9 protein-coding genes are annotated in these 13,020 nt (G+C 62.0%); 8 read left to right on the top strand and 1 reads right to left on the bottom strand.

Features of this window, described 5'->3' with window-relative positions; translation table 11 throughout:
- Positions 1-226: 226 nt before the first annotated feature.
- From H6678_04335 to H6678_04300, 8 genes are all read left to right on the top strand, one after another.
- Positions 227-1,210, top strand: a complete 984-nt coding sequence (locus H6678_04335) for a T9SS type A sorting domain-containing protein (GenBank protein ID MCB9473020.1) — start codon at positions 227-229, stop codon at positions 1,208-1,210.
- Between the two features lie 603 nt (positions 1,211-1,813).
- Entirely contained in the window at positions 1,814-2,785 is a 972-nt protein-coding gene (locus H6678_04330) for a T9SS type A sorting domain-containing protein (GenBank protein ID MCB9473019.1), read from the top strand.
- 360 nt (positions 2,786-3,145) lie between these two features.
- Positions 3,146-4,123: a T9SS type A sorting domain-containing protein gene (locus H6678_04325; protein MCB9473018.1), complete on the top strand. Its 978-nt coding sequence runs from the start codon at positions 3,146-3,148 to the stop codon at positions 4,121-4,123.
- A gap of 201 nt (positions 4,124-4,324) precedes the next feature.
- Positions 4,325-6,553, top strand: a complete 2,229-nt coding sequence (locus tag H6678_04320; protein MCB9473017.1) for a molybdopterin-dependent oxidoreductase — start codon at positions 4,325-4,327, stop codon at positions 6,551-6,553.
- Positions 6,550-7,095, top strand: a complete 546-nt coding sequence (locus tag H6678_04315) for a 4Fe-4S dicluster domain-containing protein (protein ID MCB9473016.1) — start codon at positions 6,550-6,552, stop codon at positions 7,093-7,095. Before H6678_04320 ends, H6678_04315 begins: the two co-directional genes overlap by 4 nt.
- 9 nt (positions 7,096-7,104) lie before the next feature.
- On the top strand, positions 7,105-8,064 hold the full coding sequence (gene nrfD / locus H6678_04310; protein MCB9473015.1) for a polysulfide reductase NrfD: 960 nt from the start codon (positions 7,105-7,107) through the stop codon (positions 8,062-8,064).
- 7 nt (positions 8,065-8,071) lie between these two features.
- Entirely contained in the window at positions 8,072-8,581 is a 510-nt protein-coding gene (locus tag H6678_04305) for a YeeE/YedE family protein (protein ID MCB9473014.1), read from the top strand.
- Positions 8,572-9,768 (top strand): YeeE/YedE family protein, encoded by a 1,197-nt coding sequence (locus H6678_04300; protein MCB9473013.1) that lies wholly within the window; start codon positions 8,572-8,574, stop codon positions 9,766-9,768. The genes H6678_04305 and H6678_04300 overlap by 10 nt, the downstream gene beginning before the upstream one ends.
- Before the next feature lie 89 nt (positions 9,769-9,857).
- On the opposite strand, the gene H6678_04295 is transcribed toward H6678_04300, so the two are convergent.
- A complete protein-coding gene (locus tag H6678_04295; protein MCB9473012.1) occupies positions 9,858-12,860 on the bottom strand; it encodes a right-handed parallel beta-helix repeat-containing protein in 3,003 nt (1,000 codons plus the stop codon).
- Positions 12,861-13,020 lie beyond the last annotated feature (160 nt).

The raw sequence follows: 13,020 nt of genomic DNA, 5'->3' as shown, positions 1-13,020 counted from the left end.
GCCGGGATCATGCGCTCAATCGGTCACGAGTGTTCAATTTTGAACATCCGACGCTTCTGTCCAAAGCAGAATTGCGACGCCGACACGATCTAAGTGCTTGATTATCAACGGGGCAAAAAAACTAGCGGGATTGGCATGTGGATTGCGATATTCACTGCGTCTCCTGAGCGGGACATAGCAAAATCGAACGCAATCACATTTTCATTCTGTCAACCAAGGGGGAATTATGGAACTCCGCACTGTTCCTACGCTTCTGTTCCGGACCGCGCTTGTGGTCTCGGTCGCCGCCGCCGGCGCCCAGGCTTTCACGGGTAACGTTCCGGCCGACTTCACCGATCCCGACGTGGTCGTTGTTTCCGATCCGATGGACGTGGGTATGCCCGTCCAGGCCATGGGTGCCACTTCCGGCTGGGAAATCCAGAACGCCGCTTTCGAGCTCGACGCCATGATGGACGAGCTGCGTGTGGGCCTGGACTTCGTGGGCATCGCTGGCGACGCCGACGGTGACGGCTTCGAAGGCGGCAACAGCGCCTGGCTGCTGGGCAACGGCGGTTGGGACTTCGCCAACCTGGGTGGCACCGAGTCCATCTGCATCGCCTTCGACTTCGACGGCAACTTCGCCTGGGACGTGATCGCTGGTGTCAGCTCCAGCACCGACGCCTCTGGTTTCGACGTGGCTGCCTTCAACGGCATGCCCCTGCTGCCCTTCGGCTTCGGTGCCTCCATGCCGGCCCACATGGGTGCCTACATGGTCGGCCCCGACTTCGAGCTGACCATCAGCAACCTGAGTGGTCTTGTGAACTACAGCCCGGTGAATTCCGAGGTGTGCTTCTTCTACGCTGTCTTCTCCGGCTCCTATGCCGATGACGGTGTGGGCGAGGACTACATGGCCGGCGAGCTGTGTGTCCGCGACGAGACCCGTACCGGTGCCACGGAAGATGTGGTGAGTGGTTTTGGCCTCGAAGCCAACTACCCCAACCCCTTCAACCCCACCACCAGCATCCGTTTCAACATGGGCGAGACCGCCAATGCTGAGCTGGCCGTCTTCAACATGGCCGGCCAGAAGGTCGCCACCCTGGTGAATGGCCTGGTCGGTGCCGGTTCCCACGAGGTCACCTTCGATGCCTCCAACCTGTCCAGCGGCGTGTACTTCTACACCCTGAACAGCGGCAGCATCGTCGAGACCCGCAAGATGATCCTGACCAAGTAAGGTCGGCGTCAGCCAACGGATCTTCGATCGTTCAAATCCCCCGGAGCCTCTGGTTCCGGGGGATTTTCCGTTTCAATCCAGCCTCCCACTCCCTGCGTCTCCCGGCCAATTCCTTTCCCGGCCATGGGCACTCCACGCTCCGTGCGGACCATGAACGCTCTGGCCGTCTTCCATTCTTGACGACCGCCTGGCGCCCGCACCGCCACAAGGCAGCTTCAGGACTGTTTGACCCTCTCCGTGCGGACCATGGACGCGCTGGCCGTCCTCCATTCTAGACGACCGCCTGGCGCCCGCACCGCCACATGGCAGCTTCAGGATTGTTTGACCCCTGAGTCTGGTCGAAGCCCGATGCGGCGACGGAGAGTGCGGCGAGCGCGGCGCGTTCCAAAGCTGGCCGATGTGCCATTTTCGTCAAATGTGACGGAATATGAACAGCCAAACTTGATGATCCAGAACTTTTCAAAGCTGGCCAAATACGTCATACTATTGTAATTGTTAGCTTTAGGCCGTGCGTGAAGTTTTTGGCACAGGTCTTGCCATTCAAGACATTCGAACGCATCGAACACGGTTTCAACAGTGCCCAATACTTCAAAGGGGGATCCCATGACTGGTCGCAAAATTTCGGTTCACCTGTTCCGCACCGCTCTTCTGGTTTCGGTTGCCGCTTCCGGCGCTCGCGCCTTCAGCGGTGATGTGCCCACGGACTTCACCGGACCCGACGTGGTCGTCCAGGCCGACGGCATCGACGTGGGTCTGCCGGTCCAGGCTCCCCCGATGACCGTTCCGGGTTGGGAAGTCATCAATGCCGCTTTCATGCTGGACGCCAACAACGACGCCCTGCAGGTTGGTCTGGATTTCGCCGGCATGGCCGGTGACGCCGACGGCGACGGCCTGCCCGCCAACTCCACCGCCTGGCTGCTGGGCAACGGTGGCGTGGACATGCCCAACCTGGCCGGCACCGAGTCGATCTGCATCGCGTTCGACTTCGACAATGATTTCGCCTATGACTACATCGCCGGTGTCAGCGCCCTGACCGACGCGTCCGGTTATCAGGTTGCCCAGTTCGTCAATGGTGGCCTGCTGCCCTTCTCCTTCGGTGCCCCCGCGCCCGCCCTCCAGGGTGCCTTCGCGATGGGTCCCGATTTCGAAGTCGAGATCGCCAACCTGAGCAGCGTGCTGGCCTACAGCACCGAAGCCTGCTTCAACTACGCCGTCTTCGCCGGTTCCTATTCCGACGACGGCATCGGTGAAGACTTCATGGCCGGCACCATCTGCCTGCGTACCCGTACCGGTGCCACGGAAGATGTGGTGAGTGGTTTTGGCCTGGACGCCAACTACCCCAACCCCTTCAACCCCACCACCAGCATCCGTTTCAACATGGGCGAGACCGCCAATGCTGAGCTGGCCGTCTTCAACATGGCCGGCCAGAAGGTCGCCACCCTGGTGAATGGCCTGGTCGGTGCCGGTTCCCACGAGGTCACCTTCGACGCCTCCAACCTGTCCAGCGGCGTGTACTTCTACACCCTGAACAGCGGCAGCATCGTCGAGACCCGCAAGATGATCCTGACCAAGTAAGGTCAACCTTCTGCAGTCGCAGACAGCCCCTCCCGTTCACACGGGAGGGGCTTTTTCATTGGCCGGCAATCGTTTTTCCAATTCAATGCTCGCCACTGCGCCCACATTGCCACCCAATGGCGCTCGAGCTGCTCAGCCTGCCCTCTCATGTTGGCCAAGAGTGTCAGGTGTGAACAGATACTGGACAGAAATCAGCGAGCTGAATCCCGGCCAAGTACGCCTTGAGAAACATTGATCAGCTTTGCGCGGCCCCGTTTTCCTCCCCTGAATCAAAATGGCATGCGGATTGCGAAGCCTTCCCTTCAAGAAGAAGACTGCCCTAGTCGGACTCACCCTAAATCTTTGCCCAAGGAGAACGAGATGAGAGTTTCTGCTCTACCCGTTCAGCTGTTCCGCACCGCGCTGGTGATCTCCGTGATCACCGGAAGTGCCCAGGCCATCACCTTCACAGGTGATGTTCCCTCGGACTTCACGGGCGCTGGTGTTGTGGCTGTTGCGGACAATGTTGACGTTGGTATCCCCGTTCAGGCACCGCCCTTGACGGTGTCCGGATGGGAAGTCGTGAACGTGGCCTTCGAACTGGACGCCAATGCGGATGAGCTCCACATTGGTCTGGACTTCGCCGGTATTGCCGGTGACGCCGACGGTGACGGCTTCGAAGGCAACACGGCTGCTTGGCTTGCCAGCAACCAGGGTTTCGACATGCCCAACCTGATGGGCACCGAAGCCATCTGCATCGGCCTCGACCTCGACCAGAGTGGCAGCACGGATATCGTGGCCGGCGTGGGCGCCACCACTGACATCCTGGGCTACTCCGTGTCCACGTTCGTGAACATGGGTCTGCTGCCCTTCTCCTTCGGTGCGCCTTTGCCCGGCAACCAGGGGCCCCACCTGTTCGGCAACGACGTGGAAATGACCATCAGCAACCTGAGCAGCCTTGTCGCTTACGGCAATGAACTGTGCTTCAACTTCAGCGGCTTCTCCGGATCCTATGCCGACGACGGCATCGGAGAAGACTTCCTGATGGGCGAGGTCTGCCTGACCACCCGCACCGGTGCCACGGAAGATGTGGTGAGTGGTTTTGGCCTCGAAGCCAACTACCCCAACCCCTTCAACCCCACCACCAGCATCCGTTTCAACATGGGCGAGACCGCCAATGCTGAGCTGGCCGTCTTCAACATGGCCGGCCAGAAGGTCGCCACCCTGGTGAATGGCCTGGTCGGTGCCGGTTCCCACGAGGTCACCTTCGATGCCTCCAACCTGTCCAGCGGCGTGTACTTCTACACCCTGAACAGCGGCAGCATCGTCGAGACCCGCAAGATGATCCTGACCAAGTAAGGTCTTGCAACACAAGACTTCGGGCCCTCTCCGCACCGCGCGGGGAGGGCCTTTTCTCTTTTCTGATCAGAACCGCCACCCCCGCGACTTCATGGGAATATTCCCACGCAGATATGAGATGAATCAAGGACGGACTGCTGCGCTGCCCTCATTTTCTCCGCGATTTCTGGCAATTCGCCCCGGATCCAGCGGAGATGCAGCATGCAACGACGTGAGTTCATCAAGATCGCAGGTGCCAGCGCCGCCGGAAGTGTGCTGCTGGGAGGACTGAGCAGCAACTGGTTCGGCACCTATGACGATCCGGTACCCGACCCGGGTACCGACGGGGATCGGGTGGTGCCCACATTCTGCGAACTCTGCTTCTGGAAGTGCGGAGTGCTGGCCCATGTGAAGCAGGGGCGGGTGACCAAGATCACCGGCAACCCCAAACACCCCCTTTCGAACGGGCGTCTCTGTCCCAGAGGCGCTGGGGGAACGGGCCTGCTCTATGACCCGGATCGTCTGAAGACGCCCCTGGTGCGGGTTGGCTCACGCGGCGAACAGAAATTCGAAGCCGTCAGTTGGGATACGGCCCTGGGTGAAGTGGCCGAGAACTTCGAAAAGATCCGTGTGACATACGGCCCCGAGGCGCTCGCCCTGTTCTACCATGGATACGGTGCCAACTGGATCAAGCATCTCTTCAAGGCTTACGGCAGCCCCAACATCACGGCACCCTCCTTCGCCCAGTGCCGTGGCCCTCGCGATGTCGGTTTTGATCTGACTTTCGGTTCCGGAGTGGGATCTCCCGAGAACACCGACATGGAGAACACGCGCTGCCTTGTGCTCATGGGCAGCCATCTGGGCGAGAACATGCACAACACCCAGGTGCAGGACTTCAGCGAGGCCATTCGCCGTGGTGTGGACCTGATCGTGGTGGACCCCCGCTTCTCGGTGGCCGCGTCCAAGGCCCGTCACTGGCTGCCCGTGCGACCCGGCTCCGACATGGCTCTGCTGCTGGCCTGGGCCCATGTGTTGGTACACGAAGGCGGCTACGCACGTGAGTACATCGAGCAACATGCCTACGGTTTTGGTCCCTTTTCCGAGCACCTGAAGAGTTTCACCCCGGAATGGGCCTGGCCACGCACGGGCATCGACCCTGGCGTGATCCGCGAAACGGCCGCGCTGATGGCCGGCGCCAGCCCGCGGGCGATTGTTCACCCGGGGCGCCACGTGACCTGGTATGGAGATGACACCCAGCGCAGCCGGATGATCGCGATCCTCAATGCCCTGCTGGGCTCCTGGGGTCATCGCGGAGGGTTCCTGAATCAGTCCAGCATCGAGCTTGCCGGCTTCCCGGTTCCCGCCTATGGCACACACCACCGGGAGGCCGTGGATCGGCCGGTCCCCAGCCACTATCCACTGGCCGACCAGCTGCTGGCCCAGGGCGTGTGCAATTCCACGATTCCCGGTTACTCCGAGTACGACCTGAAGGGCTGGATGGTCTATGGTTCCAACCTGCCCACCACCCTGCCCGACCCCAAGAAAACCTACGAGGCGATCCAGAAACTGGATTTTCTGGTGACCGTGGATGTGCTGCCCGCGGAAATCTGCGGCTGGTCGGATGTGGTACTGCCCGAATGCACCTATCTGGAACGTTGCGACGACCTGTTCAATCCGCCCTACAAGGTGCCCTTCGTGGCCGTGCGCCAGGAAGTGGTGCCGCCCATGCACGAGAGCAAGCCGGGCTGGTGGATCGCCAGCGAACTGGCCCGCAAGCTGAATCTGCAGGAGTTCTTTCCCTGGAAGGACAGCCTGGAGTACGCGACCCAGCGGGCGCACGGGGCCGGTCTCGACTGTGACGCATTGCAGCGTGATGGGGTGATCACGGCTCCCACTCCGGTGCCGACCTGCGTCGAAGACGGGCTGCAGCTCGAGTTCTACACCGACAGCGGCAAGATCGAGCTCTTCTCCAACAAACTGCTGGCCCAGGGGTTTGACCCGATGCCCGTGTACACCGACCATGGCGACCCCCCCGAGGGTTACTTCCGGCTGCTCTTCGGACGCGCCCCGACTCACACCTTCGGGCGTACCACCAACAACCGCCTGCTCTCCGAAACATTCTCGGAGAACGAAGTATGGTTGAACAGCGCGGCAGCCCGACGCTGGAACCTCAGCCACGGCCAGCGTGTGCGGTTGCAGAACCAGGACGGGGCGCTCAGCACCTTCAGCGCCCCGCTGAAAGTCACCGACCGGATCCGCCCCGACGCGGTCTTTCTGGTGCACGGCTATGGACGCAAGGCTCGCGGCCTGAACTTCGTGCACGGGCGCGGAATCGATACGGCCGAACTGGTCACCAGCACCAAGGTGGATCCAATCATGGGTGGTACGGGCATGAACGTGAACTTCGTCACGGTCATCCCGGCCAGCGACGAGGGAGGGACCCACGCATGAGCAAGCGCCTCGGGATGGCCGTGGACACCCGCACCTGCGTAGGATGCGGCGCCTGCGTGATCGCCTGCAAGACCGAGAATGATCTGGCGGTGGGCTGTGTGCGCGACTGGGTCACCACCGAAACCCGGGGCCGCTTTCCCGACCTGAGCATGACGGTGCGTTCGGAGCGCTGCAATCACTGCGAGAATGCCGCCTGTGTGCGCGCCTGCCCGACAGGTTCCAGCCACTATGGCGATGACGGCAGCGTACGCATCAACCCAGCCAAATGCTCGGGCTGCAAGGCCTGCATCGCGGCCTGCCCCTACGACGCGCGCCATGTGGATCCTCGCACGGGCACCGTGGACAAATGCACCTTCTGCGCGCACCGCATGGCCCGCGGCATGGCCACCACCGCCTGCCAGGAAGTCTGTCCCACACGCAGCATCGTCTTCGGCGATCTCAACGACCCCGGCAGTGAGCTGTCGCAGTTGCTGGATCGCCGGGAGTCGTACACCCTGAAACCCGACGCGGGCACCCGGCCCATGCACTTCTATCTGAAGTAGGAGGTCATCTTGCTGGAAATCACCACCACCCGGCAGAATCCGATGATCGACCCCAGCCTCGAGGTCTGGCACGGTGAAGTGGCCGTTTACCTGTTTCTGGGTGGCATCGTGGCCGGAATCATGGTTCTGTCCGGCGCGATGCGTCTCTGGCGGCGCGACGATCCGCCCTCGCTGGCTCTGGGCCTGTTGCCCTGGGCCAACTTGGTGCTGATCAGTGCGGGCATGCTCTGCTTGTTCATCGATCTGGAAAACCGCTTCAACGCCTGGCGCTTCTACCTGATCCTGCGCAGTTACACACCCATGAGCTGGGGTGCCTGGGTGCTGTTGCTGGTCTATCCGGTGTCGGCACACATGGCCTGGGTTGACACACCCGCCAGCTGGCGTGAGGCCATTGTGCGCCGCTTGCCCATTCTGCGGACCTGGTCGGACTGGAGCCTGCGTTCCCAGCGCAATTTCGCCGCCCTCAGCATCATCAGCGGCTCGATCCTGGGGCTGTATACGGGCATTCTGCTGGGCGCATTTCCCAGTCGCCCCTTCTGGAACAGCTCCCTGCTGGGGCCCCTGTTCCTGGTCTCGGGAGTCTCCACGGGCGCCGCATTCATGCTGCTGTTCAAGCTCAAGGAGTCGGAGCGGCGCTTTCTGGGCTTCATCGACTTTCTGCTGATCCTTTCGGAACTGGGCATCCTGGCGCTCTGGATCATCGGGCTGGCCTCGGGCGGCGAGGCCTCGCTGCAGGCCGTGCAGCTGATCTTCGGCGGACCGTACACGGCCGCCTTCTGGAGCCTGGTGGTGGGCCTTGGCCTGTTCACTCCCGCGCTGGCCGAATTCATCGAGTACAAACATCGCGCCGTGCCCGGTCGCGCCGCTGCCCTGATGGTGCTGGCCGGAGGTTTTGCGCTGCGCTGGATCATGATCTACGCCGGACAACATTCGCACTGGATGTCCGCCGGCAGCATCAGCCTGAATTGAGGGTGCCATGAACACAAAACCCTACTGGAACCCCTACCTCGCCGGACTGCTGCTGGGCCTCGCCCTGCTGGCCGCCTTCGTGGTCGCCGGGCAGGGCCTGGGCGCCAGCGCGTTTCCCAAGCGTGTGCTCGCCGGGGCGTGCGACATCTTCAGCCCCGAATGGACCGAAGGCAGTTCCGCCTTCGGCAGCTACGTGACACGGGGCAATCCCCTTTCCAACTGGTTGGTGATCCAGGTCATCGGTGTGCTCATCGGGGGTTTTCTGGCGGCACTGACCGCTGGCCGCCTGAAGTCCGAAGTCGTGCGCAGCCCGCGGATCAGCCGGGGCGGGCGTCTCTGGCTGGCCTTGCTGGGTGGCATCATCATGGGATTCGCGGCCGCACTGGGGCGCGGCTGCACCTCGGGCCAGGCGCTCTCCGGCGGAGCGGCGCTGGCCAGCGGCAGCTGGGCCTTCATGATGATGGTGTTCGCGGGAGGGTACTCGGTCGCCTGGTTCGTGAGGAAACAATGGCTGTGACATTTCCCGTCGTGCCCAGCGGCATCCTGGGCAACGAAGGCGGTCTGCTGACCGCCCTGGTGATTGGCGCCGTGTTCGGTTTCGCCCTCGAACGCGCCGGATTCGGCAATGGTCGAAAGCTGGCCGCCCAGTTCTACCTGTACGACATGACCGTCTTCAAGGTCATGTTCACCGCGATCATCGTGGCCATGGGCGGGTTGTACGCCATGCAGTCCTGGAATCTGGTGGACCTGGGGCAGGTCTGGATCAATCCCACCTTTCTGGCCCCCCAGATCGTGGGGGGGTTCCTGCTGGGAGTCGGGTTCATCATCAGCGGACTCTGCCCCGGCACGGCCTTCGTGTCGCTCGTCTCGGGCAAGCTGGATGCGCTGGTGGTGCTGCTGGGAGTCTTCATCGGCACAATGGCCTTCGCGCTGGGCGTGGATGGCATTCCCTTCATGGACGCCCTGTATCACTCGGGGGCGGGCGAGGTGAGCACCTTCCCCACCTTGCTGGGACTCTCCGGTTCCTGGCTGGCGGTGATCATCGCGCTGGTGGCTCTGGCGGCCTTCGTGGGTGCCGAGAAGGTGGAAGGCATCATGCAGGAGCGCCTTGAGAACTCCGGGCTGCACCTTGAGAAGACCGTGGTCAGGGACCATGGTGCCAAGTATGCGGTCGTGGGTGCTCTGGTGCTGCTGGGCGTGATCGCGGCCGTCACGGGAGGACCGGTCACTCCGGGTGCCGCGCTGGCCCGGACACCCGGTAGCCTGGCCCCTGTGGAACTGGCCGATGCCGTGATCCGCCGGGATCCTTCCCTGTATCTGGTGGATCTCAGCGGCCGGGGAGATGCCCTGCATCTGCCGAACCTGCATGCGATCGACGACCCGGCCGTGGCACCTGCCGGTTTGTTGCCGGGCATGCGAGTCGTGCTGCTGGCCGAGAAGGATACGGCCACGGACTTCCTCAGCACCTGGCCCAATGGTCCCAGCTATCTGCTGCTGGAGGGAGGAGTCGACAACTGGATCCATTCGGTGCTGGAACCCACTCCCAGCGGGGACTGGAGCGAGGCGGGCAGGGCCGCGGACCAGCGCCGGGCCGAACTGGCCGCCTGGTTCAGTGGCGCCGAGACCAAGCCCACGGTCAGCGCACCGCCGCCCGTGATCTCCAGCGGCAATGCCGGCAAGAAGAAGAAGTCGGGCGGGTGCTGAGCACATTCGACCGAAAAAGAGCAAGGGGCAGGGTCGTGTGACCCTGCCCCTTGTGGTATTGTCTCATCCGAGAAGGCGCTTCCGTGTCATCACGGCGTCACGGCGCGCACCAGATAGCTCTTCAAGTCGGAGGTCCTGGGCGCCACCCAGCTGGCATCACTGAAGGTGCCGCTCTCATCCAGGGTGAAGCCCGACCAGGGCGAGTCGCTGCTGTAGACAGTGTAGCCAATGGCGTTCAGCACGGGCGCCCAGTACAGGTGCACGGTGTCGGCCTGATTGTCGACCTGGATGGTCACGAACTGCGGCGGTCCCTCGAGGGTGATGAAGGGAGCAAACCGCACCTCACCCGCCGCGGATTCCTCGTTGTCGCGGATATGATCGTCAATCGTGATGGCATCATAGGTGCCCCAGTTGTTGTAGTACGCCTGGATCACCGACGCCGTATTGCTCCAGACCTGATATCCTCCTCCATCATTGCCCGTGAAGGTATTGAACCCCCCGGCCGACTGATCGACGGCTCCCAGCACCGGAGTGCCCGAGGAAATGTGGACACCATTCCCTGCATTGTCCGTCAGTTGGCTGTGTGCCAGCACGGGCGAGGACTGAATCGTCTCGATGGCGTGATCGGCGCTCTGGCTGAGCTGCACATGTGAGTACTGCCCCGAGTCGGAGTAGTAGTGCTTGACCATGGCACCAAAGGGCGCGGCGCCTCCGTAGCGCATATGTGTGTGGGTGAATTCGCCCACGCCCGTGTTGCCCAGATAGCCATACAGATAGAACCCTTCCCAGTCACCGGCTGCCGGATCACTGGCCGCGCCATCGTTGTTGGTGTCGCCGCCCCAGGCATCATCGCGGATGGATGTGATCAGAATTGGGTTCAGCTCGCTGCCCATGGCCTGAAGCACCCCATAGACGGCGCAGGTGGCCGCGGGCTGGAACTTGGCGGTCAGTCCCTCTTCAAGCCAGAGCGTATCGCCCAGACCGATCGAGAAATCGCCGCTGAAGATGTAGACGAAATCCGGATCATTGGCCTGCCAGGTGAGGTTCGATCCAAGATTTCCCTGAATTCCGATGCCATTGAATCCATTGCCGCTGCCCGAGTTGCCTCCGTAGTTGTTCTGGTCGGCAGACAGCAGGGCGGCGTAGTTGCCATTGCCGTTGAATATGCAACCGAACAGCGAAGGCGAGGCCCCACTCGGCGTGCGCAGGCCGTTGCCCAGATTGCCCGTGAAACTGCAGTCCTGCATCTCGAACAGAGAATGCTGGGTCAGCACTCCATCCTGCAGACTGTAGTCGAATCGGCAATTGTCGAAACTGCCCTGATCACTGTAGTATCCCAGCAGATTCGTGTTGAGGCTGCTCCCGCCGCCATAGCGCATGTTGCACCAATCAAAATCGGCCATCCCCTGATTGCTCAGGTAACCGTACAGCTGAATGCCGCGCCAGTCGCCGGGCGCCGGGGCAACCGCATCCATGTCGTTGTGGGTGTCACCGCCCGCACTGTCGTCATTGTGACTGGTGAAGATGATCGGATCCGCTTCGGTGCCGGGGCAGAGCAGGGTTCCGTAGACGTTCAACTGGCTGGTACTGGTCGCCTTCACGACCGTGGCCGGAGCCAGACTGAGCGTGTCACCCGATCCAATGCTGAGCAGGCCCAGCAAGATGTAGCAGAAATCGGACTGATTGGCACCCCAGGTGATGGATCCGGCAGCAGTACCGCTCATCGCGATACCGTTCGATCCGTTGCCGGACCCGCTGTTGCCTCCGCCATGCGAACTGGGTGTTCCGTCCAGCCGGGCACCGTAGAGCACATTGTCACTGAAACTGCATGCTTCCAGAGACATACCCGTATTGCTGCCCAGAATGCCATTGCCCTGATTTCCGGTGAATGAACAGTTCTGCACCACGGGAGATCCGGATGTGGCACGCACACCGGACACGGCGCTGTAGCCGAATTCGCAGTGGGTGAGGTTCGCCTCGTCCGAGTAGTACAGATACAGGGCAGCATTCCAGGAGTTGCCGCCGCCATAGAGGAAGGACGCCCATTGCGCATGGCAGATACCCAGCGAGCTCAGGTAGCCATTGGAGTAGATGCCGAACCAGTCACCCGGGCCGGGCAGAATCGACTCCGCATCCCCGTTGGTGTCACCATCGATCGAATCGTCATGGATCGAGGTGAAGACGATCAGACTGTCCTGGGTCCCGTTCAACATCAGATGGCCGGTGGAGTTGATGCTTGCCACGTTTTCGCACTTGATGATGCAGCCGGGCCCGATTTCCAGGGTATCTGCCGTTCCGACGGTCAGGGTATTTGACAGCACGAAGGGAAAACCGGGAGCGTTGGCCGACAGAGCACAGCGCCCTGACAGTGTGCCCTGGAAGGCCAGGCCGTTCATCCCGTTGCCAGTCCCGCCGTTGCCACCCATGCGAGCGGGTCTCACGCCGCTCAACCGGGCGCCGCTATCGACATTGTCGCTGAACAGGCAGTCCACGATGATCAGGTCGGCGTTCGACTCCCCGGAAATGCCATGCAGACCATTGCCGTGGAATTCGCTTCCGCTGATTTCCAGCAATCCCGCCTGCACTCTCATGCCGTGCACCAAGCTGAACTCGGAACGGGAGTCGATGAAGCGGAACCCGTCCGTGTAGTACGTGTACAGGTTGGACGAGTTGGAGTTTCCACCACCATAGCGCAGCAGACAATTGCTGAAGTCTCCGCCTCCGATACCGCCCAGGTATCCATTGAAGTACAGACCGTCCCAGTCACCGGCAGCAGGAGTGCCATCCGAATCCCCCAGGACTTCGCCGTGGCTGTCATCGTCACGCGAAGTGAAGACGATCGGGTCGACGGAAGTGCCCAGCGCCAGCACGGTGCCGTTGCAGTTAAGGCCCGCTCCGGGCAGGAACTTCATCACGACTCCGGCAGCCAGCGTCAGTGTATCGCCGGTGGCCACCGAGAGGTCGCCGGTCACGCGGTAGGTCCCGGCCGCCCAGGCACCGTATGCGCTCCCGGAGACATCGGTTGCCGCGCCGGCCTGTGTCGCCAGGGCGGCAAGCGCCAGGACCCCGAGAATGGTGTGTGTTCGCTTCATCATCTGTTCCTTCAGCTGTCGTTCGTTGTCTGGATTCTGTACTGCAACTGGGTCACGGCAGTGGCCGTCCGCCGGGTCGACAGTCCATTCCGCCAAGGATCACAGGAACCTGAGGGGCGGAAAAACCCCTTGCCAACGCAGGGCGCCGGCAAGGGGTTCA

The sequence above is a fragment of the Candidatus Delongbacteria bacterium genome (genome assembly GCA_020634015.1).
Classification (GTDB): domain Bacteria; phylum CAIWAD01; class CAIWAD01; order CAIWAD01; family CAIWAD01; genus JACKCN01.
Note: the sequence above shows the minus strand (reverse complement) of the source record. Positions and strands in the feature narration are given on the sequence as shown.